Genomic DNA, 24,866 nt, shown 5'->3' with positions numbered 1-24,866 from the left:
TGCTTCTCCTCATCCCCATGCCAATATGGTCATTTCACATGGCCATGTCAAGGCATCCCCGGCCGGCCTATCGGGTCTTGAGCAGGCGGTCAATCAGGCCGCCGGGGGCGCAGGCGGCGCGGATGTCGTGCCCCGCGAAGGTCAGGGGATAGCTCCACACGACCATGTGGTCGTAGTAGTCGTGGCCGTGGCAGGTGCCGCCGGTCGAACCGCTGAGGCCGCAGGGCTGGCTCCAGGGCATCGGGTGCGGGCCGCGGAAGATGGTGTCGAGCATGGCCCTCGCCGCCTTCTCGCCCGTCTCGCGCTGCCCATAGTATAGGTAGACCATCGCGGCCGTGGCGTTGCATTGGATGAAGACGTCGTCGGACCACCGCGCCTCCTTGCACACCTTGCCGTCGGGATAGACGGCGTTCACCATGCCGAAGGGCGAGGCGGAGATGTTGAGCTTCGCGATAGTCTCGAGGGCCTTCTCGATGCGGTCCCTGGGCAGCGGGTCGTCGAGGCCGAGGGTGCGGGTGCACCACACGCTGCTCAATTGGGCCGAGAAGCAGGCGTCGTTGGCCTTGTGCGCCGCGTCGCCTGCATAGGTGCGGTAGTAGCTGCCGGTCCAGAGCCTCAGGTCGTAGACGGTCTGGCCTTTGGCGAGCGCGGCGCGCCAAGCGGCGGCCTGCTCCGCAATCCTCGGCGGCGTGTCCCCGATTGTGGGCGGGGCCTCCGTGCCCCGCGATTCGCGGGACGGGGACGTCCCGCCCACAATCTCGGCCATCCTGATGCCGCAGGCGAGCGCGCCCAGGGCCTTGCCGGCGGTGTAGCTGCTGGGGCCGTACCAGGGCCACTGGTCGAGGGGGTTGTTGCCGGGGAAACCCTCCTGGCCGAAGACGTGCGGGTGGTCCTCGACGAGGCCATCGCCATCGCGGTCGAGCCAGAGCATGAAGTTCAGCGAATCGCGGGCCGATCCCCAGAAGTCCTTGAGGAACGCCGCGTCGCCCGTGCGCAGGTAGTAGCGGTAGATCATCTGGGCGTATTCGCCGGCGCCGCAGGTGTGCTGGCAGTGGTAGCGCGGGTCGCGGATGGCGAAGCCCAGGCCGAAGCAGAACGGCGGCTGGCCCCCGCGCAGTTGGAAGGTGCGGATGGCCTTGAGCGTGATCAGCTCCAGCTCGGGGAAGAAGAAGAGCGTGGGCCAGTGGCCGAAGAAGCGGCAGGGCATGGTCTCGGTGAGGGGACAGGTCGAGAAGCTCTCGTTCACGAGGAACAGCCCTTCGTCGCCCCACCAGTCGTCGGGGCGGGTCTTGGCGAGCCAGGTGGAGTTCTTCGCCAGCGTGTAGGGCACGTTGACCAGTTCCTCCTTCAGCCAGTCGGGCAGGTCGCTGCCGTAGAGCACGTCCTGTTGGGCGAGGATGCGGCGGAGCCACTCCTCGCGCTTCCCGATGGCGTGGGCGGCCACGGCGGCCGCGTTGGCGAAGCGCTTCGTATACTGATGCGTCTCGACCCGCCCCGATGCCTCCCGAAGGTGCGGCTGGTGCCAGGCGAGGACGAAGCGTTGCGCGGCTTGCTCACCCGGCTTCAGTTCACACGTGACAGAGAGGCCCCAGTTCCCTCCCGAAGGTTCCAATACCTTCGGGAGGGTATTCGTGGCCTTGGGCTCGTCGGCGGCCTTACCCTCCCGAAGGTATTGGAACCTTCGGGAGGGGAGGGTTTCGGCGGCGAGGGCGTAGGTGTGCTGCACCCCGGCCGGCAGGTTCTCGACGGGCTTGTGCTTCACCTGAATGCCTTTCCACCCGCCTGCCTCGACTGCCTCGACTGCCTCGGCGTCGCCCTTCGGGAAGCCGCCGGGGGCAAGAGTGACGGTCACGCTCTGCGGCTGGTCCGAGGCACTGGTCAGCCGCACCTCGAAGACGGCGGCGGGCGTGTTGCACTCGGCCGAATCGCCCAGAATGAAGGGACTGAACGCCCGCAGTTCCACCTTCACGGGCGCATCGAGTTCGTAGACGACGTCGGCCACGGGGAAGTGGCCGAAGTAGCGCACCGCCCTCACATCGCCGATGCCGTCCTTCGGCGTCGCAAGCGTGAGCCGCCTGTCGCCGAAGGCGAGGAAGAGGAACGGCTGGTTGAGCACGATGGGCGCGGGGAAGCGGTTGAAGATCGAAGTCTTCCCCAGCCGCCCGCTGGGGTCGAGACAGATGTAGCCCGTGCCGAGTCCTCCGAGCGGCATGCCGCCCTGCTCGAGCACGCCGTCGGGGTAGACCGTGCCGACGGCGGGGTTCCTCAGCCCCTCGACGCGGAGCGACTGAAGCTTTCTTGCATCGGCGGGCGCATCGAACAGCGTTCCGGCGGTCCCCACGATTGCTCCTCCTGGCGGACACAGTGCAAGGACACACACGAGCGCACGTGAGAGCATGGACATCCTCCGATCCTCGGGGTTCTGCGGTCTCACTATGGCCCAAAGCCCCGCCCGTTTCAACCGCCAGTGCCGCTTGCATCCGCTCCCGCCGCCGATATACTGCTGGCGAGGAGGAGAATGCATGGCCAAGACACCCCGGTCTCACCGCTCGAAGGTTCTCGGTAAGACCAAAGCCGCCGCCCCCACGGGGCAGCAGCTCCTCGGCGACATCCGCTCCCTCATCGAATCCGCCCGCGAGCGCACGGCCCGAGCGGTCAATGCCGGGCTGGTCACGCTCTACTGGAGCATCGGCGCTCGGATTCGCCAGGACATATTGAGGGAGAGGCGAGCGGGCTACGGTGAGCAGATTGTCTCCGCGCTGTCGAGACAATTGGTGGCTGAGTATGGCTCTGGCTTCAGCGCAAAGTCTTTACATCACATGGTTCGGTTCGCTGAGGCATTCCCCGACGAGAGGATTGTCTCCGCGCTGCGGAGACAATTGAGCTGGACCCACTTCAAACAGATTATCTACCTCGACGACCCGCTCAAGCGCGACTTCTACGCCGAGATGTGCCGCATCGAGCGCTGGAGCACCCGCACGCTCCAGCGGAAGATCGGCACGATGCTCTTCGAGCGCACGGCGCTCGCGAAGAGGCCCGAAGAGGTGGTGAAGCGCGAACTGGCCGCGCTGCGCGACGCGGACAAGCTGACGCCCGACCTGGTGTTCCGCGATCCCTACATCCTCGACTTCCTCGGCCTGAAGGACAGCTACGGCGAGAAGGACGTCGAATCGGCGATTCTCCGCGAGCTGGAGAGCTTCATCCTGGAGATGGGCGTCGGCTTCACGTTCGCCGCCCGCCAGAAGCGCATCTCGGTAGACCACCGCGACTACTACCTCGACCTGCTGTTCTACCACCGCACGCTGCGGCGGCTCGTGGCAATTGACCTCAAGCTCGACCGCTTCCAGGCCGAGCACAAGGGGCAGATGGAGCTGTACCTCCGCTGGCTCGACCGCTACGAGCGTCAGCCGGGCGAGGAGCCGCCCATCGGCCTCATCCTGTGCGCTGGCAAGACCGCTGAGCACGTCGAACTGCTCCAACTCGCCCCCAGCGGCATCCGCATCGCCGAGTACCTCACCGAACTCCCGCCCCGCGGACTCCTTGAGCGCAAGCTCCACGAAGCCCTCCGCAACGCCCGCGCCGCGCTGGCCGCGCGGTGCCTGCCGAAGCGATTGGCGGGGAAAACGGGGGAGAAGGCGTGAGCACTCCCCACGCGCACCTCGTCGGCGTGGCGGGCGTGGGGATGAACCCCCTCGCCCAGGCCCTGCTCGCCGCAGGGTGGCAGGTGAGCGGCTCGGACCGGTATCTCGACTCGGGGCAGGACGTCGAAGTGCTGCCCAAGCTGCGGCGGGCCGGCGTGCGCCTGGTGCCGCAGGACGGTTCGGGCGTGACGCCCGACACGGCCGCCGTCGTGGCCAGCACGGCCATCGAGGCCGACAACGCCGACCTCGCGGCCGCCGCCCGCCTCCGCGTGCCCGTCGTCCACCGCTCCGCGATGCTCGCGCGCCTGTGCGAGGGCAAAGAGGTCATCGCCGTCACCGGCACCAGCGGCAAGACCACCGTGACCGGCATGGTCGGCTTCCTGCTCGAACAGCTCGGCGACGACCCCACCGTCGTCAACGGCGGCGTGGTGGTGAACTGGGAGACTGACACGGCGATCGGCAACGTGCGCGCCGGCCGCTCGAGCCGCTGGGTGATCGAGGCCGACGAGAGCGACCGCTCGTGCCTGAACTTCGCGCCCGACTGGGCGATCCTCACGAACATCTCGGCCGACCACTTCGCGCTCGATGAGACGCGGAGGCTCTTCGCGGCCTTTGCGGCGAAGGTGAAGAAGGGGCTGGTCGTGCCGAAGAAGGAAGCGGATGAATGGATGGGTGGATGGATGGATGAAGGCAAGACCGGTCTGTCACTCATCCACTCATCCATTCCTCCAATCATCCCGTCTCTCGAGCTCTCTGCCACCGGCTCGCGCTTCGCCTATGGCGGCCAGGAGTTCTGCGTGCCCCTTCTCGGCGCGCACAACGCCGAGAACGCCCTCCAGGCCGTCCTCCTGTGCGAACGGCTGGGCCACCCGCTCGACCGTATCGCCGCGGCGCTGGCGAAGTTCCGCGGCATACGCCGGCGACTCGACGTGGCCGGCACGGCCGGTGGCGTGACGGTGATTGACGATTACGCGCACAATCCCGCGAAGATCCGCGCCGCCTGGCAGGCTGTGGCGCCCCACTACGGCCGCGTGCTCGCCGCCTGGCGGCCCCATGGCTTCGGGCCGCTCGCCAAGATGTACGACGACCTCAGGACCTTGTTCACCGAGATGGGCGCGACGTGCGAGCGCCTCTACCTCCTGCCCGTGTACTATGCCGGCGGCACAGCCGCGGGCACGGTCACCTCCGACGCCCTCGCCGCCGACCTCGCGCGCGAGGGTGTGCCCATCGAGCTTGCCGCCGACGCCGACGACCTGGTGTGCCGCGTCGCCGCCTGCGCCCGCCCTGGCGACGTCGTGCTCAGCATGGGCGCCCGCGACCCCGGCCTGCCCGCCATGGCCCGCCGCCTGGTCGAGGCCATCGCGAGCGAGGGGCGAAGATCCCCGGCGAAATGAAGGCGCTTCGCAACTCGGGAATCCTGAGACCGAATCGCCGTGGCGCCTGTGTCGTCTCACGGGCATCGCGCATCTTGCTCCGACTGCATGTGGGCACGTGGCCCCGAGGACTCAGGGCAGGGGCCCTCCTCAGCGAACAGAAGATGCTCGGCCCTGTGGCGCGCCAAGGTTGCAGTTGAGTGAGTTCGGGCCGTCTTGTGGGTAGGCGCATGGATTGCATAGTTGTTCAAGTATGCAATTTGCTGCCGCGGGCGGGCGAGAGCACCACGTGCCTCGCATGGCTGCGCGATGGCCGAGGGACAAGGGACCAGGGGACCCGGGCAGCGAGAAGGCGTGGTGGCAGCCAATAGGCGGCGGCAGGTCTTGCATAGTTGTTCAAGTATGCAAGGCCTTTGCCCGTCCCACAGGCGGCTCAGGGCGCCTCGCTTCGGCGGTACGAGATCGCGGAACCCTGATGACCAAAGACGGCGGGCGGGAAGCTCCGGTCCCAACTCCGCTTCTACTACTCCGCCCGCGAACGCGAGCGACCGGGCCGTAGCCCAGGGCGACCGAAGGAGCCCTGGGACCGCCGGGCGTCCCTGTCCGTCCAAGCCCCCGAAGGGGGTGTTTCAGGCCTTGAATCGCCCCCTTTCGGGGGCTCCCCCGTCGGGCTGCCTCTACCCAGGGCTCCCTTTGGTCGCCCTGGGCTACGGCTCAAACGCCCCCCTTCGGGGGCTAAACACCAGCCCCTGCAAGATGCGGGCAAGAGTCAGGGCAACGCCCTGGGCTATCCCATGCGAGCCCTTCAGGCTCCAGAGAGAACCACCCTGCCTACGATTCCGGCCCACACCTTGGCCTCGCTTCGCTGCTTGACCCGTCTCGGCCACGTTGGATACAATGATGGGGCCTCATGTGGGGCCCTCCAGAACCCTATGCGAAAGGACGAGACGTGAACATCAGCTTCACCGGAAGGACGGCCATCGTGACCGGCAGCGGCGGCGGCATTGGCCGCACCATCGCCCGCACCCTCGCTCAAGCGGGCGCCAACGTGGTGATCGCCGATATCAAGCTCGACCTCGCCCAGCAGACCGCCGCTGAGATCGAGAAGGAGTTCCCGCCCGCCGGCGCCCTCGCGGTGCAGGTGGACATCTCGAAGGAAGACCAGGTGAACGCCATGGTGGCTGCGGCCGTGGCTCGCTTCGGCAGCGTGGACATCCTGGTGAATAATGCCGGCCTGTCGTATCCCGTGAAACTCGTGAACATGACGGCGCGCGACTGGGACCGCATGATCGCGGTGAACCTCACGGGCACCATGTGGTGCGGCAAGGCGGCCATCGCCCAGATGCTCAAGCAGGGCAAGGGGGGCGTCGTCATCAACATCAGCTCGAAGAGCGGCGTGCGCGGCTCGGCCGAGCTCTCCCACTACTGCGCCACCAAGTTCGGCGTCATCGGCCTCGCCCAGTCGTGGGCGCGCGAATACGCCAAGCAGGGCATCCGCTGCTGCTCCATCCTCCCGGGCAACGTCTTCGAGGGCAGCGCCATCTGGAACGAGGAGTTCATCGCCAAACAGGCGGCCAAGCTGGGCATCCGGCCCGACCAGGTGCGCGCCCACTACGACTCGCTCGTGCCGCTCGGCCGCTCGTGCGAGCCGCAGGACATCGCCAACGCGGTGCTCTTCCTCGCCTCAAACCTCGCTTCGTACATCACGGGCGTCTCGCTGCTCGTGGACGGCGGGCAGGAGATGAGGGCGTAGGGATTTCGGGCTGTTCGGGGCTTGGCGCACCTGGCTCGGCTGGCCTGGGGCAGGGTGTGGGCATGCCTGCTCCTGCCGGACCTGGCGGTTCCTCGGGAGGGCTCTGCCGGGTGGTCGGCGGACGCAGCCCGCCCATGCTGTATCAACCCTGTGAGGGGGAGAGTGATACAGCATGGGTAGATGGGCGAGAATGGGCGATTCTCGCGGCTCCGGCCATGCTGGCTCATCTGCGGGATGAGCCAGCATGCGGGGGGAATGCCTGGGGAATGTAAAGCGTTGCGGCATATAGGGCTATGGAGTGATGCCCACCGACGCGGCACACCCTGCCCATGCTCCCCAACGGCGGCCACGTCAGGATCGCCAAACCCAGGCGAGCCGGATTTCGGATGGCGAACTGCGGATCGCGGATTGCGCCCCGACTGCTCATTGCTCCCTTGCCGGTGTCTGCTCGTCCCTTGAGCCCCCTGGACCCGCTGGGTCTCTGTGCGGTTGGCTTGCGCCCGAGGAGCGATGGATCCGAGGGGCCGAAGGGACATAAGGGACAGGCGGCGCCAGGGCGCTTCTGCGGGGAAAGATGACCTGGATGCCCGTGCTCATCCGGCCTTGGGCGCGGGCACAAGGTCCTTGGGAGCCGGCGCGGGAGCGGGCACAGGGGGGGCCGGCAGGGCCTTGGGGGCCGGAGCCTTTGGGGCGACGCCGGGGTCCTCTGGCTCGGCCGGGTCCTTGGGGGCTGGACGCACGGGCCGAGGCTTGGGAGCCGGAACTGGGGCAGGCGCCGGCGCGGGGGCAGGCGCTGGTGCCGGCGCGGGGCCAACAGCGGGGGGCGTCGCGGGAGGCGCCGCGGGAGGCGCCACAGGCACTCGGGGCAACGGGCGCGGCTTGCGCGGGATGGCGGGCCGCGGCGGCTTGGGAACGAGCGCGCCGGGCAGGTCGAGGACGACCTCGGCGATGGCGTTGAGGGTCTTGGCCCGCAGGTTATGCTCCTCGGCAGCGCGCCGGTCGTTGTTATAGCGCTGGACGTCGGCCTCGTTGTCGCGGCGGATGTTGTCGAGCTGCTGCTGGTAGCGGCGCTGGAGGTCGGCGTTGCGTTGGCGCAGGGTGGCGAGGGCCTCGTCGTTGTACTTCCTGCGGGCCTCCTCCTGGGCGACCCATTCGGCGAGCAGTTTCTCGTTGGCCTTGGCGGCCTCGTCGTAGCGCTGGGCGTAGGCGCGGTAGGTGCTGGCCTTGGCCCACGGGGTGGCGAAGGTGAAGGGCCACGAGCGCGCGTTGGGAAAGAGCGACCAGGGCTGGGCGGTGGAGAGCGAGCCGAAGGTCAGAAGGCCCCGCGGGGATGCGGGGGCGATCTGGGCGCGATAGGTGTCGCGGTCGTCGGGCACCGAACGCCAGGCGTAGTTGAGCGGGAGGGTGACGGGGGTGGCCACGGCGCCCACGAGCGGCATGCGGTCGAGGGTCGAGTAGGTGGCGTCGAGCAGGTCGAAGATGCTGAGGGTGCCGAGCGAGAGCTGAAGGATGTAGTTCGACCCGCCCCTGGGGTTGCTGCGTGCGGAGGTGATGAGCGGGAAGAAGGTGGGGAACGGGTCGGCCGAGGCGAGCTGGCCTTGGGTGAGGGCGCGGCCGGTGGCAATGTCCTCGACGAAGTGCTCGTGGGCCCCGAGGCGGCAGAGCCAGGCGAGGCCGGTGCCGCGGTAGAGGGCCGTGGTGGGCGCGCCGAGCAGCGGCACGCGGTCGAGGGTGATGAAGACGCCGTCCACGGCGTCGCGGGGCAGGCCGGCGACGCCGTAGAACAGCACGGCCAGTGGGTTGGGGAGCTGGGGCGGGGTGGGGATCTCGGGCAGTGCGACCAGGTCGGGCTGCGGGATGGGCGGCTTGAGGGGCCGCTCGATCTCTTCGAGGGTCAGGGGCACGGGCGCCTTGGGCTCGTCGCGCGGGACCGGCGGCTCGGGCAGGGGCTTGGGCTCGATGTGGAGGTAGGTATCGGTGCCGGTGAACTTGCCGGCCCAGGCCTCGGAGCCGTCGCGTAGGTTGACGAGGCGGATCGAGAGCTCGATGGAGCGGTCGGCGGCGCTGCGGATTTCACCAAACAAATAGCCGTCGAGGGCGAAGGCCTGGGCGAGCGCCGCCTTGTTGGCGGCGGCTGTGGCTTCGCTGTCGCGGGTCCAGGCGGCCACGAGCCGGGCGATGTGCGAGGGGTCCACATAGGCGTAGTGGCCGGTCCTGGCCAGGGCGACGAGCAGTTCGTCCTGGAACGCCTTGAGGTCGAAGGGGGCGTTCAGGGGGTTCTGGATGCCGATGCCGGCGGCGCCGTCCTTGGTGGGGTTGGAGAGGGTGATGACTTTGGGCTTGGCGCCGGCCGCCGCGGCGGGGGCGGCGGGATTGGGGTCGGCGCCGGCGGCCGCCGCAGGTTGCGGGTCCAGAGGGTTCGTCTTGCTGAGGCTGTCGGCGATGGCGGCGGCGAGCTGGCGGTAGCGGGTGCTGCCCGCCTCGGGCTTGGCGTCGCCGAGCAGGGCTTTGAGGGCGACGGGGTTGGCGCCTTCGATGAAGGCGGCCCACGCGATGGCGGCGGTCTTGGCGTCGGTGAGTTTGGCCAGGATCACGCAATAGGCGTCCTGCTCCTTGAAGTCGGGATGGGCGAAGGAGGTGTCGAGCACCTCGATGGAGAGGAAGCCGTCAATGCCGGCGGCGGCGAAGGCCTTCATGGCGGCGGGGTCGGTGAGCTGGGCGAGGGTGATCTGGTGCTCGCGCAGGATCTGGCGGAAGCGGTCGCGATTGAAGTACTGGAAGCGGGGGGAGTTGATGAGGGCGATCTCGAGGTCGTCGCGGAAGGCGCGGCGCACGGGCTCGGGCAGCTTGTCGTCGAGCCAGAGCCAGATGGCGATGCCATTGATCGTCTGCTCGGGCGCGCCGTCCTCCAGTTGCGCGACGAGTTGCTGGATCGCTTGGTCCACGCAGGCGGCGGCGCGGACGGGTGCCGACGGGGCCAGCAGGCAGAGGGCGGCGAGTAGGGCTCGTGGGACTCTCATGAGGCAACTCCTCCGGGCGCAAGGGCGGCAGGATGACGGGGGCCGACGGCGTTCCGTAACACTCCCATAGACTACACGTCTCGGGCAGGGAATTCAACTGGGGCGTTCGCGGAGGAACTTGGTGAGCGTCACGATGTTGCCGGCGCCATTGTAGCGGACCTGGTCGGTGCAGCGGACAAGCATGAGGAGCCCGAGGCCGCCTTTGCCGCCCTGGCGATGGCGGTCGCGCGCGGCGTCGGCGGCGTTGCCCTCGATGGCCTGCCGCAGGAGGCGCTGGGCGTCGAAGCCGGCGCCCTGGTCGCGCACGGTGATGGTCACGGTGGCGGGGTTCTGGCGGTACTCGACCTGCACGTACTTGGACGGGTCGCCCTGGTTGCCGTGCTGGATCGCATTGGCCACGGCCTCGCGGATGGCGGCGACGAGCGACGTGCGGGCCGCTTCGGCGAGGCCCGTGGCCTGGGCGAGCGTGGAGGCCATCTGGACGCAGCGCTCCAGGTCGGCCCTGCGGCTCGGCAGGAGCAGGCAGACTTTGCGGGTGGAGACCGGCTCGGTGGAGCGGATGGCCTTGCTTTCGGCGGCGGCGATGAGGTGCTGAATCGCCACCGGCTCCACGAGTTCGACGTCGGCGCGCACGCGCAGTTCCGCGGGCCGCAGCAGACGGCTTCCGCGCGGGAAGAGCGCGACCACGGGGACCCAGTTCGTCGCGGGGTCCATCTTCAGCGCCTCGAGGGCCTCGCGGGCGCCGGGCAGCGCCATGTCGAGGACCACCAGGCCGGCCAACTGCTCGGCCACCGCCTGGGCGAGCTGGGCGACGGTTTCGATGGACCGCGTCGGCCAGCCGGCGGCGGCGAAGCCTGACTCGATGATCGGTGCAACCTGATCGCCCCCGGGAACAGCCAGGAGTATGCAGCGGCTCGCGGCACCTTCAGAGGCCATTTTCCCCTTCTACTCCGCTCGGCATCGGCGCCCGCGCGGCCGCCTTCCGCGCGAGGCCCGTCTCAGGCGATTCGCAGCGCGCGCAGCGGCCCCGCGGTCGCGTGGATGCTCTCCCAGCGCTCCTCGGCGGGCCGCATGGCCTCCTGGTACTCGGCTTCGCTGATGGGCACCGCCTGGGCCACTTGCGAGACCGCGGCCTCGTGCAGCAGCTTGCCCAGAAGGATGTCAATGTACTGCGGCGGGCAACGGAAGGCCTTGACCCGCAGCCCGGTGGCTCGGCGCACCGCCTCGGTCGCCTTGGGGTTCACCTCGCCGGCGAAGGCCACGCACAGCAGGTCGCCCACGCGGTCGATCGGGATCATCTTGTAGCGTCGCACGAGGTCGGGCGATACGGAGCGTGCCACGGAGAGCGGCACCCGGCACTGCTTGAGGTCCACGGCGGGCACGTCGTAGCCGGCCGCCAGGATGCGAAAGAGCTGCTGTTCGGCCGGCGCGCGCACCTTGCCGAGGAGGCGGCACAGATAGCTGTCCGCCTTGCCGCTCACGGCGATCTGCTGCTGGATGAACTCGCGCGTGATGGGGCCCTCGGCAAGCAGGTGGCGCGCCAGGTTGGCGTCCACGGGCATCTCCAGCACCTCTTCGGGGGCCGGCGCGGCGGCCGGCCGCTTGCCCAGCGAGTGGTCGAGTTCGGCCAGCACGTCGTCGGCCGTGCGCAGCGAGCGCGGTTCGTCGGCCGGGGGCCGGCGCACGGGCTCGGGGCGCGGCGTGACCGCGGGCACCGGGCCACGCGGCGTCGCCGTCTTGGCGCCCGGCGATGGCGCCGGCTTGCGTTCCGCCGCGGCCCGCGTCTGCTTCTTCGTCTTCTTCTTGCCGAAGAGCCAGTCGAACATGGACAGCACTCCAGAGCCTTCGGGTCAGTGGCCGCGCGGGGCTTTGGCCAGGGCCTTCTCGAGGGTGTGAACGAGCTCGGCTTGTCTCCGCACCTCGGCCTCGAGTTCGGTGATGCGCTCGCGCGCCTGCTGGAGCTGGTGCCGCAGGACCGCCAGGGTCTCGTCGCTGGCAGGGTCGGCGGCATTCGCCGCCTCGGTGTCGTCGAGGCACACGTCGTCGGAGGGGGCTTCGGCGGGAGAGGGGCTGCCGAGAAGCTCCTCTTCTGCCGCCTCCTCGGCGGCTTCGGCGGCGGTGCGTTCGAGTTCCTCGATCGCCGCGCGCGCCTGGGCCTGGGTGTCGGCATCGCCGAGCCGGGCGGCCAGGGCCGCCGCCTGGTCGAGCGCGCGGCGCGCGTCGGCGGGCCGGCCGGCGGAGCGTTCGGCTTGGGCCAGGGCCAGCAGCCCCGCCGCCTCGCTGCCGGGGTCACCGAACGAATGGGCCAGGGCCACCGCCTGCTCGAGGCATCGCCGCGCGGCGCCGGGATCGCGCGCCTTGAGGTGCATGGCGGCGAGCGTGCGCAGGTGGTCGGCCTCCTCGTGCCGGCTGCCCAGGGTGCGGTCGAGGTCGCTCGCCTGCTGGTAGCAGGTGATGGCCTTCTCGAGGTCGCCGAGCTGGTCGAACACGAGGCCGAGCTGGCACAGGCAGGCGACCTCGGCGCGGGTGGCGCCGTTGCGGTTGTTGAGGCGCCACGCCTCCTGGTAGCGGCTCACGGCGTCCTTCAGCTCGCCCAGCTTGCGGTGCAGGGCGGCCAGGTGGGTGAGCTGGACGGCGGCATCGGGCTCGTTCTTGAGCTCGCGGTAGGCATCGAGGGCGCGCGCGTGCGAGAGCAGGGCCTCGCGGGGCCGGCCGAGCCGGTCCTGCAACACGCCCAGGTTGGCCAGGTCGGCGGCGAGCGCGGCCTTGCCGCCCGACGCCTCGTTGATCGCCATGGCCTGCTGGAGCGACTTGATGGCTTCCTCGTGGTGCCCCAGGTCCGAGAGCACCGAGGCGATGGCGGAGAGCTGCGCGGCCATGCCGCTCTGGTCGCGCTCGCGCTGGTAGATGTCGAAGGCGTCCTTGTGGTAGCGCAGGGCCTCCTCGGGCTGGCTGAGCTGCTGGTAGATGCGCGCCAGGTTGGCCATGCACAGGGGGCGGTTGATCGGGGCCTCGCCGCCCCGCGCCCACATCAGCAGCAGCCGGTACTCGCCGGCCAGGAGGTGCAGGAGGCCCAGGTTCTGCTTGATCCGCAGCGTGCGCGGGAACTCCTGCATGAACTGCACCCGGTCCGCCGCCAGGCGGATGTGGAACGAGTGGGCGCCCAGGGCCTCGACGTCCTGCGAATCCTTCTGCACGAGGGACAGGAAGTGGGCGGCCGCGCGCTTATGGAAGTCCAGGACCTCGGGCCCCTTCTCGCCGAAGAACAGGTCGGCGAAGGCCTCGTGGAACACGTAGGCGTGCGGCCCGCGGGCCGTCGGCTGCGTCACCACGACATTGCAGGTGCCATCCTGGAGGAACACGTCTTGGACCTCGGCGGCCTGCGCGCCCAGGAGGGCGCACACCGAGGGGGTGTCGAGGCCCGACGGCACGCGGGCGAGGCATTCGACCACGGACCGTTCCTGGGGGCTGAGGCGAGCCAGGAGCTGCTGGCAGATGCCCGCCGTGGCAGTCGGCAGGTCGGCCAGGGCCGCGGCCGGGTCCCCGGCGCCCGCGATGAGCTTCGCGGCCGCATCGCTGAGCAGCGGACTGCCGCCGAACTTAGCGAGCAGCGCCCCGGCCAGCGCGCCCATGTCCCCACCGCGGGGGTGGTGGAATTCGAGGAGTCGCGTGACCTCGGCGATGCCGAACGCGGGCAGGTCGCGGATCACGGACACGCGCGGCTGCCCCTCCAGCCCCTGCGGCGCCTCGGCCGTGGCGACCACCACCTTCACGCCCTGCGGCAGGCGGCGCGTCAGCGCGTCGAGTGGGAAGGCGTCCTGGCCGCCGGCGCGGCCCAGGTCGAGCAGCAGCACCAGGCGCGCGCCGTCTGGCAGGCTGCCCGAGGCCACGGCCAGCAGGCCGATCAGCTTCTCCGTGACGGGGCGACGGTCCTCGCCAAGAAGGTGGGCGAAGAACTCGCGCGGACTCGGCACCAGGCGCAGCGTCAGGCTGCCGGGGAGCTCGCGGTCTCCGCTGCGCGAGGCCCGCACCCCGTGCGCAACCGCCAGCCCGCTGAGGATGGCGTATTGCCGCAGGTCCGCATCCAGCAGGTGCCCGAGGGGGAAGTGCTGAACGATGTGGGGGCCCTGGCTGGCGGCCTCGTGGCGGAACTGGCGCAGGAGGTGGGACTTGCCGGAGCCCTCGGGGCCGGTCACCAGCAGCAGCTCGCCCTCGGGGCGTTCGAGCAGTTGCCGGAAGGCGGCGAGTTCCGCTTCCCGGCCGACGAACGTGAATCCGGCCAAGGTGGTGGCTCCTGCCCTCGGGGGTGAGCTCTGCCGATGCCCGCCGAGGCACGATTATAGCGAGGGCGCACCCTGTTTGCAACCCTTGTCCAACGCACAGCAGCGTGCCGTGAGCCGTGCGGTGTTCACGCGCCGCGCGACCTCTGTGGAGCGCGGACGAACGAAGAGGGTCACAGCCCGCTGTCGCGGCGTTTCCTGTCGCGTTTGCCACCTCGCTCGGGCAGTGGCCGGGCCATCTCGTCGAGCCACTCGCGCAGACTGTGGCGCGCGTAGGGCTGGTCGCACGCGGGGGACGCGCCCCGGGCGTTGGCCACGTGGAACTCGAGGTCCTGGGGCACGAAGAGCACGTTGTGGAGGTTCGACCGCATGGCGACGGGGCGCTTCATCAGGTCGAGCGCGGCCTGCACGTCGAGCCGGCCGTACTTCGCCTTCACGCCCTCGACGAGGTGCTGGTAGCGGTCGCCGGCCGAGAGCAGCACCGCGTCGTCGAGCGGCGTGGGCAGCTTGGGGTGTGCGGCGCCGGGCTGGACGAACTCGATGGCCTCGGGCGTGGCGCCCACGCCGATGGCGCTCGGCCCCTTGCCGTCCGAGATGACGTAGTAGTATTCGCATGTGCGCCTGGTGTCGCGGAAGAGGGCGACGGCGTCGGCGAGAGTCTTCGCGCGTTCGAGGCCCATGCGCATCAGGATCGCCATGGGCGTGCCGTCCCACTGGCCCTCGCCTCGGCCGCCCATTTCGCCGAAGGCGACCTGTTCGGCGTTCATGCCCGACACGCTGCCGATGAAGCCGGCATAGCCGATGTTGGCGAAGGGGATGGCGTCGCGCTTCTTCACGATGAAGACCACCGCCTCGCGCTGGAAGCCGAGCTCGGTCATGTAGTCGAGCACGCGGCCGTGCAGCAGCTTGCCGCCGGCCGTGGCCTTGCCGAAGAGCGCGAAGCCCGAGCAATGGAACAGTTCGGGGAACATGTTCGCCAGCCGCACCTCTTCAGGCGTGAGGCCCGAGCCATTGGCCAGGCCCTGCATCTCGTCGAGGTATTCGCGCGGCACATGCGGCTCGAGCCGCGTGTAGGCGCCCCGCAGCACGTCGAGGAACCAGGTGCGTTTGGTGAGGGTGTGGTAGAGGCCGGCCACGTAGAGCACGGAGTCGGCGGTGCGCCGCGCCTCCTTGGCGAGCAGTTTGCCGTGCTGGTAGCCGATCTCGAGCGGCGTGCCCTGGAGCAGGGCGACGCGCTGCCCGTTGCGGATGAGGAGCCTGCCGCGGTCGGCCGCGCGCTCGTCGTCCTTGAGCTTGTCGCCCGAGCGCTGGGCGAGGATTTCGGCGGCGCGGCCGAGGCCGCGGCCGAGCGCGCGTTCCAGCTCGTCGCGCGCCACGCTCACCACCACGAAGTCGGCCGCGGGCGCCGCCGCGGGCAGCTTGGCTTCGTCGGCGATGGCCACGCCCACGCCCGCCTCCTGGCCCCCGGCGTCGCGCCAGAGGAACTGGCGGATCGCCCTCCCGTCTTCGGCCAGCTCGATCGAGAGCCGGCCGTCGCTCAGCTCGCGCTTCGCCACGAAATGCCCCGCCGGCGGGCCGGGCGCCCGCTCGAGCTGGAGCAGGGCCTGGAGGATCACGGCCACGGCTCCCGGGTCGGCCGTCTGCATCACGCTCAGCGCGGTGAGCGCGGCGGGCCACAGCCCGGCCACGCGGTCGAAGAGTCGCGCGGGTTGGAGCTCCGACTCTGCCGGCAGCGGGCCCTTGCCCACCACCGCCACCTTCATCAGGGGCACGACGAGCGACGTCTCCTCCGTCGTGCGCTGGAGGGTGAAGCTGAGCAGGTCGCTCTTGAGGGCCAGGCGGAACTGCTCGGCATCGAGGCGCGCGATGGCCAGCTCGCCCGTCTGCTCCAGGGGGCCGTCCTTGTACCGCCCCGACAGCGTCACGGTGTAGGCGGGCACCTTGCCCTGGAGGATGGCGACGATCTTCTCCAGGGACTTCGAGAGCGCCTCCACGTCGGCCGCGGCCAGCGGCGGCGCGGGCGCCTCCCCCGCCGCGCCAGCGGCGAGCAGGACGAGTAGTCCGCCCAGGAACCAGGCCATGCGACGTCTCAAGGTTGGGTCTCCGCGGGTGCCACAGGGTAGGTGCGTCGTTGCCCAGTATACTGCCGCGCGCGCCGGCGGTCAACCGCTCCGCGATCTTCCGGTGCGGGCAGGAATTGCAGGCAGGGTGGTTCTTTCTGGAGCCTGAAGGGCTCGAATGGGATAGCCCAGGGCAACGCCCCTGCTCTTTGCCCACATCTTCCGGGGGCTGGGGTTTAGCCCCCGAATGGGGGCGTTTGAGGGTAGCCCAGGGCGACCGAAGGGAGCCCTGGGTAGAGGCGGCCCCCCGAGGGAGCCCCCGAAGGGGGGCGATTCAGCCCACGAGAGGCGCCCCCTTTGGGGGCTTCGATGGGGAGGATGCGATGGTCCCAGGGCTCCCTTCGGTCGCCCTGGGCTACGACCCGGTCGCCCGCGTTTGCGGGCTACGAGGCCCTGCCATGTGGGCAAAGATGAGGGCGTTGCCTGGGTTATCCCATTGCGCTCCTTCGGAACTCCCGCCGCCACCTGCAATTCCGGCCCGCACCCGCGATCCTCCACAGTTTCCCGCAGTTCCGAGAGAGCGGGGCCTTGGTAGCAGGGGCCTGCTCCGCTGGCCGCGAGCTGTGTGGTTCGTCGTCAACGGCGCCCTCCGCTGCGTCGCCTCCTCGTCGCTCCTTGCTCGCGGTCAGAGCCAGCGGAGTCGCAGTCCCGTGTGGGTTTCCGCGCAACTCGAGACTTGCTGTATCACCTGCGTGTGGGAGAAAGTGATACAGCAGGGGCAGGATGGCGAGAATGGGCGGTTCTCACGCTTCCAGCAACCTGTATCATCTGCCTGGCAGCCGCGGGGTGATCCAGGTAGGGCGGCAGGGGCTCAGTCGAGGTAGAAGGCGTAGAGGTGGGTCTCGTCGGCGCCCCAGGTGGCGAGGAGGGTGAAGCGGACGGCGTCGAGGGTGCGGCCGATGGGGATGCGGACGAGACGGGAGCGGTTGTCGGCAGTCTCGAACAGGGGGGCCCAGAGGCCCTCGTGGCGGCCTTCGAGGCGGAAGGCGCGGGGCAGTTCGTCGGGGAGGCGGGTGAGCTGGTCGTCGCGCTGGTGGTAGCTCATCTGGATGTTGCGGTGGAGGGCGCTGTCGAGGATGAGCGTGGCTGATTCGATGTGGGCGGGTGCGCGAAGCTCAAGGGTCACCCAGTCGCCCGGGCGGCAGGGCCAGCGGTGCGTCTCGTCGCCGACGGGGCGGTTGATGCCGTCGCGAAGGGGCGCGGGGTCGCCCTGGGAGGCGGAGAGCTTCGCCTGCGTCGTCAACGGGCCGAAGCGCTGGGAGACGCCGGGGAGGTAGGCGTCGTCGCGCAGGAGGAGCTGCTGGAGGATGCCGATGTGGTGGGCGACGCCGGCGGGCTCGGTGCCGAGGCGGACGGCGAGGGCGGCGGCGGTGCCGGCGGCCTGGCCCATCGAGCAGCCGGTGCCCATGACACGGGTGGAGCTCATGGCGGCGTGGGTGCAGGAGGCGTTGCGGCCGGCGAACATGAGGTTGGCGACGTTGGCCGAGACGAGGCAGCCGTAGGGGATGCCGTAGGGCGAGGGGGCGTGGTGGAAGATGGTGGCGGGCGCGCCGAGGCGCGCGGCGCGGAAGCCGGCGGGGTGATGGTCGTCCATGCTCCAGCCGCCGTAGGCCACGGTGTCGGGGAAGCGGCCGCCGCTCTCGATGTCGCCCTGGGTGAGCACGTGGCGGCCGAGGTAGCGGCGGCTCTCGCGCTTGGCGGGGAGGAACTGGAGCCATTCGAGCGCCCAGTGGTCGGCGCCGTGGTCGCCGCGGTTCTTGATGTGGTCCCACACGCCGAGGGCGGTCTTGAGCAGCTCGTCGCGCAGCATCTCGGTGTCGTGAATCGAGTCAATGTCGCCGCCCAGCTCGACCCACCAGTAGCCCATGGTCCACCAGCGGTGGCCTTTGGCGCCGTAGGGCAGGTCGTCTTCGCGGTCATAGCGATAGGCCCAGTCGGGCGGGGTGAAGGGCTGGGGGGTGGGGTATTCGCGCGACTGGAAGAGGCAGGTCATGCCCATGGTCTTACGGTCGGCGATTTCGGGGGCGATGGATTCGCCGTACTCGTGGCGGGCCTCGCGGCCGATGCGGTGCTCGGCGCCGGAGAGGGGCGCGAGGATGCCGTCGCCGGAGCAGTCCATGTAGATGCCCGCGCGCACGGTGTGGGCGGTCTCTGTGGTGAGCTGCCAGCCGGTGACGCTCGCGATGCGGTCGCCGTCCATTTCGGCGGCGTGACACGAGCAGTTGAGCAGGAGCGTGAGGCCCTGCTGGAAGCGGGCCTTCTCGTAGAGAAGGGCGTCCCAGACCGAGAAGTTGCGGTTGGGGTTTCGGGCGAGGTTTTCGAGGCGGATTTCCTCGAGGATGCCGGTCTCGCGCATGTTCTTGATGCCGTTGTGGCGGTCGGCGCCGCAGATGTGCACGCGGCACTCGCTGGAGGCGTTGCCGCCGAGGACGGGGCGGTCGTGCATGAGGACGACGGAGGCGCCGTGGCGCGCCGCGGCGAGCGCGGCGCACAGCCCCGCCATTCCCCCGCCGACGACGCAGATGTCTACGCGATGGGACTGTTCTCTCATCTGACTGCTCCTTGTGATCCCAAGAGCGCTCCCTGGCTACAATGAGGGGGGATGACTGCATGGATGGAGGATTGGATGATTGTCGGACACACGTCTATCCATTCATCCATTCATCCTCTCATCCTTTCCCGGCGCGCGGGCCACGGTCCAAGAGTCTAGCGTGTGGCAGAATGGGCTGCAAGACCGGGCTATGGCTGGAGGAGGATGACCGTGACCTCGGGCGGGCTGAAGACGCGCAATGGCACGCCGTAGGTGCCGACGCCCCGGGTGACGTAGAGCTCCGCGCCGCCGCCCAACTCGTAGCGGCCGCGCGTGTAGCGGTAGAAGAAGCGCAGCGGCCACAGGCCGGGGAACACCTGGCCTCCGTGCGTGTGCCCTGAGAGCTGAAGGTCGAAGCGCCCCGCGGCTCCCGGCTCGACGTGTGGGCGGTGCTTGAGCAGGATGGCGAACTCGGCCCGGTCGGGCGGCGGGAGCGCGCGGTCCTCCTGGTCGGCCTCGACGATGCCGAGGCGCTCGGCCGCATAGTCGTCCACCCCCGCCACGAGCACGCCGGGGGCTACGCGCAGCCGCTCGCCGCGCAGCAGGCGGAAGCCCGCCTGGTCGAAGAGGGGCGCGGTGCGGGCGAGGCCCCGATAGAACTCGTGATTGCCGGTGACCGCGAGCTTGCCGAGGGGGGCCTCGAGTGCGGCGAGCCTCACGGCGAGGCGTTCGACGTGGGGGCTCGACTCGTCGGCCAAGTCGCCCGTGAAAACCAGCAGGTCGGGCCGCGCCTCGCGAATGGCGGCGAGGATGCGCTCGAGGCGGGAGCGGCTCATCAGCGAGTTGAGGTGCAGATCGGAGAACTGCACGACGCGGATCGGGCGCGAGCCGGCCGGCAGGCGCGCCGTGGGTACGGCGAGCGTCTCGATGCGCACGGCGTGCATCTCGACGACGCCCCAGGCGGTGAGCCCCGCCACCATCGCGGCGGCGGCGACGGCCTGCACGCGGAGGCGGATGCGCAGACGTCGGAGCGGCGGCAGGCATCGGGGGACGAGGTTCCAGACTTCGCACGCCACGCCGAACAGGATCACCCACATCGAGGCCACGACCCACCAGTGGCCGGCCACGCCGGCCGCGTTCGCCGCGACATGCCAGCCGAGGCTCTCGAAGGGCCGCGCCAGGAAGAGCGCCGCGCCCATGAGCGCGAACCACCCCACCACGGCGGCCCGTCCTGCCCTGCCCGCGGGCAACGCGCGCCGCAGCCGCCAGTAGATGAGCAGTTGCATGGCCACGTAGGCGGCCAGCACGAGGAGCACGAATGCGTTCATCGGCCTTCCTGGGACTTCGGCTCCTGCGGCTGGCCGCGGCGCTGCTGGAGGAGCCAGGCATAGAGTTCGTCGTTCGCGTAGGCGGCCGTCCACGAGTCGTGCCCGGCCTCGGGATAGACTGTGAAGCGCACGCGACCGCCGACCTTGCGCAGCGCCTCCACCATGGCCTGGCTGAGTTCCAGCGGCACCGCGGTGTCCTTGGCGCCGTGGAACACCCAGACGGGCAGGTCCTTGATGCGTTCGACATCGAGCGGGTCGCCGCCGCCGCAGATGGGCGCGACGGCCGCGAAGCGCTCGGGGCATTGGATGGCGAGCGCCCAACTGCCGAAGCCGCCCATGCTCAGGCCCGTGAGGTAGATGCGATCGGGGTCCACGGGGTATTTCGCGATGGCCTCGTTCAACAGGTCCTCGAGCGCGGGCAGGCTCCACCAGGCGCCGGCGGGGCATTGGGGCGAGAGGACGATGAAGGGGAAGTCGGGGCGGGTCTTGACGAGCTTGGGCGGGCCGTGGACCTCGACGAGCTTGAGGTTGTCGCCGCGCTCGCCGGCGCCGTGGAGGAACAGGATGGTGGGCCAGCGCTTCGACGGGTCGGCGGCGGCGCCGGGCGGCAAGTGGACGAGGTACTTCAGCGGCACGAGGTCGCCCGTGTGCCGCTTGAGCTCGTGCCACCAGCGGGCATCGGCGGCCCAGGGGCCGTTGCGCTCGGTGTCGGGCGTGCCGGGCGGCGTGTCGGAGAGGCCGGCGAGCAGGACGGCGGCGTCGGAAGAGTGGTCGAGGCTATGGCGCAGGGCGCGCGCGAAGAACTCGCCCACGGCGCGCGACCGCTCGCGCGCGGCCGCGGGGTCAAAGCCCAGGCCGGTAGGGAACTCGGCGGCGACGGGGATTCGGGCCCGCCGCCAGTTCACGCCGCCCGGCGCGCGGAAGAGGGTGAAGAAGCGTTTCGACACCGGGCCGGCTTTCGGGCGAATCTCCACGATGGCGCCGTAGCGGCCCGGCGTTTCGGCCTTCGTGACCTCCTGGAGGTTGGCGTCGAAGAACCGGGCGTTCAGCGTGTAGGGGCCGATCAGCTCTTCCACCCGCGCCGGGTCGTCGAAGGCCACCTTGGGGAACTGCTCGCCGCTGAACACGCACGGGCGGAAGGCCAGCTCGGCGCGCTCGAATGCCTGCTGCCGCCGGCGAAGGGCGTCGGGCGAGGGGCTCAGGCGGGCGCAGCCGCACACCAGGCCGACCGCAAGGGTCATGGCGAGGCAATGGATGGCGAGGCGCATGTCAGTTCCCTTGGCGAATGGCGGAACGGGTTCGAGACGAGCCGGCAACGGCGAACGGCGGGACTCTACCACCAATTGGCCACGCCTGCAACTGCGGCGCGAGACGGGGCGCGGGCAGGAATCTCCCTCGCCCCACGCTCCGCATGGGGGCGGCGATGGGGACGCTCCGCATCCGTGCCCGTCCGTGCCTGTCCGTGTGAGTCCGTGTGAGTCCGTCTGGCCCCATCACAGGCTCAGAGCCTGGCGACCAGGGGACGTGATGCAAGGCAGCCGGGGCGCTATCGCTGCGCCAAGGCATGCGCCACGAAGTCGCGGAACAGCGGATGCGGGCGGAGGGGCTTGGATTGGAACTCGGGGTGGAACTGGACGGCGACGAACCAGGGGTGGTCGTGGACTTCGATGATCTCGACGAGGGCGCCGTCGGGGCTCACGCCGCTGAAGACCATGCCTTTGCGGCGCATTTTCTCGCGGTAGGCGTTGTTGAACTCGTAGCGGTGGCGATGCCGCTCGCAGACCGTGGCGGCACCGTAGGCGGCGTGGGCCCTGGTGTCGGGCAGCAGTTCGCAGGGGTACGAGCCGAGCCGCATGGTGCCGCCCAGGCCGGCCACGCGCTTCTGCTGCTCCATGAGGTCAATCACGGGATGCTTGGTCTTGGGGTCGAACTCGGTGGAGTTGGCGCCGGCGTAGCTGCACACCGTGCGGGCGAACTCGATGACGGCGCACTGCATGCCCAGGCAGATGCCGAAGAAGGGGACCTTGGCCTCGCGGGCGTAGCGGATGGCGGCGACCTTGCCCTCGATGCCGCGGTAGCCGAAGCCGCCGGGCACGAGCACGCCCCCCACGCCGCCCAGGGCCGCCTCGGCCCCCTGGTGCTCGACGTCCTCGGACTCGACCATGCGCACGTTCACGCGGGCGTCGTTGGCGATGCCGGCGTGGGTGAGGGCCTCGTAGATGCTCTTGTAGGCGTCCTTGAGCTGGATGTACTTGCCGACGACGGCGATCTCGACGGACCTGGCGGGCTTGCGGAGGGTTTCGACCATCCTCGCCCAGTCGTCGAGCCGGGCCTCGCCGCAGTTCAGGCCCAGCTTGCGGATGATCATCTCGTCGAGGCCCTGGCGGGCGAACACCAGCGGCAGCTCGTAGACGAGGTAGCTCGCCTCGAGGTCCAGCTCTTCATAGACGGCCTCTTTCTCGACATTGCAGAAGAGGGCGATCTTGGCGCGCACGTCGTCGCCCAGCGGCCGCTCGCTGCGGCAGATCAGGATGTCGGGCTGGATGCCGATCTCGCGGAGCTTGTTGACCGAGTGCTGGGTGGGCTTGGTCTTGATCTCGCCGGCGGCGCGCAGGTAGGGGATAAGGGTGAGGTGAACGTAGAGGACGTTCTCGCGCCCGACGTCGAGGCGGAACTGTCGGATCGCCTCGAGGAAGGGCAGGCCCTCGATGTCGCCCACGGTGCCGCCGATCTCGGTGATCACCAGGTCCACGTCGCGGGTGGCGATCTGGCGGACGGCGCCCTTGATCTCGTCGGTGACGTGGGGCACGACCTGCACGGTCTTGCCCAGGTAGTCGCCGCGGCGCTCCTTGTCAATGATGCTCTTGTAGATGGAGCCGGTGGTGAAGTTCGACAGGCGGCAGATGGGCGAGCTGGTGAACCGCTCGTAGTGGCCGAGGTCGAGGTCGGTCTCGGCCCCGTCGGGCGTCACGTAGACCTCGCCATGCTGGTACGGGCTCATGGTGCCGGGGTCCACGTTGATGTAGGGGTCGAACTTCTGGATGGCCACTCGCAGGCCGCGGCGTTCGAGCACGAGGCCGAGTGCGGCCGAGGTGAGGCCCTTGCCGAGGCTGGAGACGACCCCGCCGGTCACGAAGATGTGTTTGGCCATTATCGCGAACTCCCGTAAGGAACAGGTGGTCTTGCTTCGATCGGTTTCGCCTGCCAATCCGTGGACTTGACCCGTGATGCGTGAGAGGGAAGAGGAACCGACACACTGCGGCGTGGCTTCTCACGGATCACGTTTCACACATCAACTCCTCGTTCCATGCCAGCTTTGCAGCGGCCGGACGCCAAAGGCTCCGGCGCGAAGGGCTTCGATGGCGCTGGCGGCGGCCGCGGCGCCGGGCACGGTGGTGATGAGCGGCACGCCGCGCAGCACCGCCGTGGTGCGGATGGAGACCTCGTCGTGCCGCGGCGTCTTGCCGCTCGGCGTGTTGATGATCAGATGCACGGCCCGGTTCTTCATCCAGTCCACCACGTTGGGCCGGCCCTCGCTGACCTTGAGGATGTGCTGGGCGGGGAGGCCGACGCCCTGGAGGGCGCGGCACGTGCCGCCCGTGGCGATGAGCTGGAAGCCCATCTTGTGGAAGCGGCCGGCGATGCCCACGATGATCGGCTTGTCCTGGTCGCGCACGCTGAGGAAGACCGTGCCCTGGAGGGGCAACTCGGTGCCGGCGGCGCTTTCGGCCTTGGCGAACGCGACGCCGAACGAGTCGGCGATGCCCATGACCTCGCCGGTGGACTTCATCTCGGGGCCGAGCACGGCGTCCACGCCGGGGAAGCGGTTGAACGGGTACACGGGCGCCTTCACGGCCACGCCGAACCGGGGCGGGTCGCCGCGGATGCCCAGTTCGGCCAGGGTCTTGCCCAGCATCACCTTGGTGGCCACCTTGGCGAGCGGCACGTTGGTGGCCTTGCTCACGAAGGGCACGGTGCGCGAGGCGCGGGGGTTCACCTCGAGGATGAACACCTTGCCATCCTGCACGGCGAACTGCACGTTGAGGAGGCCCCGCACGCGGAACTCGAGGGCCAGGGCGATGGTCTCGCGGCGGATCTCGTCCAGGATGTGCCAAGGCAGCGTGTGGGGGGGCAGCACGCACGAGCTGTCGCCCGAGTGCACGCCGGCCTCCTCAATGTGCTCCATCAGGCCGCCGATGTAGACGTCGGTGCCGTCCGACACGGCGTCCACGTCCACCTCGATGGCGTTGTCGAGGAACTTGTCCACCAGCACGGGGAAGTCGGGCGCGGCCTCGAAGGCGCGGAGCACGAAGCGCTCGAGTTCGCCGGGGTTCAGCACGATCTCCATCGCCCGGCCGCCGAGCACATAGGAGGGGCGGACGAGGACGGGATAGCCCAGCTCGTCGGCGGCGACGCGGGCTTCGTCGAGCGAGAGGACCGAGCGGTTGGCGGGCTGGCGGAAGCCGAGGTGGTCGAGGGCGGCGGCGAACCGCTGGCGGTCCTCGGCGCGGTCAATCTGGTCGGGCGGCGTGCCCAGGATCGGCACCCCGGCCCGCTCCAGCGGCACGGCCAGGCTCAGCGGTGTCTGCCCGCCGAGTTGGACGACGACGCCGATGGGCTTCTCCGTCTCGACCACGTTCAGCACGTTCTCCAGCGTCACCGGCTCGAAGTAGAGCTTGTCGGCCGTGTCGTAGTCGGTCGAGACGGTTTCGGGGTTGGAGTTGACCATGAGGGCTTCGTAGCCCAGCTCCTGGGCGGCGAAGACGGCGTGGACGCAGCAGTAGTCGAACTCGATGCCCTGGCCGATGCGGTTGGGGCCGC

Annotated in this window: 14 protein-coding genes; 3 read left to right on the top strand and 11 right to left on the bottom strand. The window is 69.7% G+C overall.

Annotated elements, in window-relative coordinates; genetic code table 11:
• Positions 1-67: 67 nt before the first annotated feature.
• Positions 68-2,341 carry a GH116 family glycosyl hydrolase gene (locus tag PLE19_16420; protein HPD16539.1) on the bottom strand — a complete coding sequence of 758 codons (2,274 nt, stop codon included), beginning with the start codon at positions 2,339-2,341 and terminating at the stop codon, positions 68-70.
• A 181-nt stretch (positions 2,342-2,522) separates the two neighbouring features.
• Between PLE19_16420 and PLE19_16415 the strand changes: the two genes are divergently transcribed.
• The 3 genes from PLE19_16415 (at position 2,523) to PLE19_16405 (ending at position 6,767) form a co-directional block, all read left to right on the top strand.
• On the top strand, positions 2,523-3,641 hold the full coding sequence (locus tag PLE19_16415; GenBank protein HPD16538.1) for a PDDEXK nuclease domain-containing protein: 1,119 nt from the start codon (positions 2,523-2,525) through the stop codon (positions 3,639-3,641).
• Positions 3,638-5,035 (top strand): Mur ligase domain-containing protein, encoded by a 1,398-nt coding sequence (locus PLE19_16410; protein ID HPD16537.1) that lies wholly within the window; start codon positions 3,638-3,640, stop codon positions 5,033-5,035. Before PLE19_16415 ends, PLE19_16410 begins: the two co-directional genes overlap by 4 nt.
• A 928-nt stretch (positions 5,036-5,963) precedes the next feature.
• On the top strand, positions 5,964-6,767 hold the full coding sequence (locus PLE19_16405) for a glucose 1-dehydrogenase (protein HPD16536.1): 804 nt from the start codon (positions 5,964-5,966) through the stop codon (positions 6,765-6,767).
• A 593-nt stretch (positions 6,768-7,360) separates the two neighbouring features.
• Here PLE19_16405 and PLE19_16400 read toward each other — a convergent pair.
• The 10 genes from PLE19_16400 to carB form a co-directional block, all read right to left on the bottom strand.
• Positions 7,361-9,787, bottom strand: a complete 2,427-nt coding sequence (locus tag PLE19_16400) for a hypothetical protein (protein HPD16535.1) — start codon at positions 9,785-9,787, stop codon at positions 7,361-7,363.
• 93 nt (positions 9,788-9,880) lie between these two features.
• Complete coding sequence (locus PLE19_16395; protein ID HPD16534.1) at positions 9,881-10,723, bottom strand: ATP-binding protein; 843 nt, start codon at positions 10,721-10,723, stop codon at positions 9,881-9,883.
• Between the two features lie 62 nt (positions 10,724-10,785).
• Positions 10,786-11,613: a hypothetical protein gene (locus tag PLE19_16390; GenBank protein HPD16533.1), complete on the bottom strand. Its 828-nt coding sequence runs from the start codon at positions 11,611-11,613 to the stop codon at positions 10,786-10,788.
• A gap of 24 nt (positions 11,614-11,637) precedes the next feature.
• Positions 11,638-14,070, bottom strand: a complete 2,433-nt coding sequence (locus tag PLE19_16385) for a tetratricopeptide repeat protein (protein HPD16532.1) — start codon at positions 14,068-14,070, stop codon at positions 11,638-11,640.
• A gap of 170 nt (positions 14,071-14,240) precedes the next feature.
• Positions 14,241-16,160, bottom strand: a complete 1,920-nt coding sequence (locus PLE19_16380) for a C45 family autoproteolytic acyltransferase/hydrolase (GenBank protein HPD16531.1) — start codon at positions 16,158-16,160, stop codon at positions 14,241-14,243.
• Between the two features lie 838 nt (positions 16,161-16,998).
• Positions 16,999-18,738: an FAD-dependent oxidoreductase gene (locus PLE19_16375; protein HPD16530.1), complete on the bottom strand. Its 1,740-nt coding sequence runs from the start codon at positions 18,736-18,738 to the stop codon at positions 16,999-17,001.
• Between the two features lie 188 nt (positions 18,739-18,926).
• Positions 18,927-20,045, bottom strand: coding sequence for a metallophosphoesterase (locus tag PLE19_16370; protein HPD16529.1), 1,119 nt, complete (start codon positions 20,043-20,045; stop codon positions 18,927-18,929).
• On the bottom strand, positions 20,042-21,313 hold the full coding sequence (locus PLE19_16365) for a prolyl oligopeptidase family serine peptidase (protein ID HPD16528.1): 1,272 nt from the start codon (positions 21,311-21,313) through the stop codon (positions 20,042-20,044). The genes PLE19_16370 and PLE19_16365 overlap by 4 nt, the downstream gene beginning before the upstream one ends.
• Before the next feature lie 278 nt (positions 21,314-21,591).
• The gene (locus PLE19_16360; GenBank protein HPD16527.1) at positions 21,592-23,196 is read right to left on the bottom strand and encodes a CTP synthase; all 1,605 of its coding nucleotides are present in this window, start codon (positions 23,194-23,196) and stop codon (positions 21,592-21,594) included.
• Positions 23,197-23,337: 141 nt separating this feature from the next.
• Positions 23,338-24,866 (bottom strand): carbamoyl-phosphate synthase large subunit (carB, locus tag PLE19_16355; protein HPD16526.1); only part of this gene is annotated, 1,529 nt, incomplete at its 5' end.

This window comes from Planctomycetota bacterium (assembly GCA_035384565.1).
GTDB lineage: Bacteria > Planctomycetota > PUPC01 > DSUN01 > DSUN01 > DAOOIT01.
The sequence above is the reverse complement of the archived record's forward strand: the minus strand, read 5'-3'. Positions and strand labels throughout refer to the sequence as shown.

Bases quoted from the DNA above. Each gene is read 5' to 3' on its own strand.
- PLE19_16415 (HPD16538.1), top strand. From the start codon at position 2,523: ATGGCCAAGACACCCCGGTCTCACCGCTCGAAGGTTCTCGGTAAGACC.
- PLE19_16400 (HPD16535.1), bottom strand. From the start codon at position 9,787: ATGAGAGTCCCACGAGCCCTACTCGCCGCCCTCTGCCTGCTGGCCCCG.
- PLE19_16395 (HPD16534.1), bottom strand. From the start codon at position 10,723: ATGGCCTCTGAAGGTGCCGCGAGCCGCTGCATACTCCTGGCTGTTCCC.
- PLE19_16390 (HPD16533.1), bottom strand. From the start codon at position 11,613: ATGTTCGACTGGCTCTTCGGCAAGAAGAAGACGAAGAAGCAGACGCGG.
- PLE19_16375 (HPD16530.1), bottom strand. From the start codon at position 18,738: ATGAGAGAACAGTCCCATCGCGTAGACATCTGCGTCGTCGGCGGGGGA.
- PLE19_16370 (HPD16529.1), bottom strand. From the start codon at position 20,045: ATGAACGCATTCGTGCTCCTCGTGCTGGCCGCCTACGTGGCCATGCAA.
- PLE19_16365 (HPD16528.1), bottom strand. From the start codon at position 21,313: ATGCGCCTCGCCATCCATTGCCTCGCCATGACCCTTGCGGTCGGCCTG.
- PLE19_16360 (HPD16527.1), bottom strand. From the start codon at position 23,196: ATGGCCAAACACATCTTCGTGACCGGCGGGGTCGTCTCCAGCCTCGGC.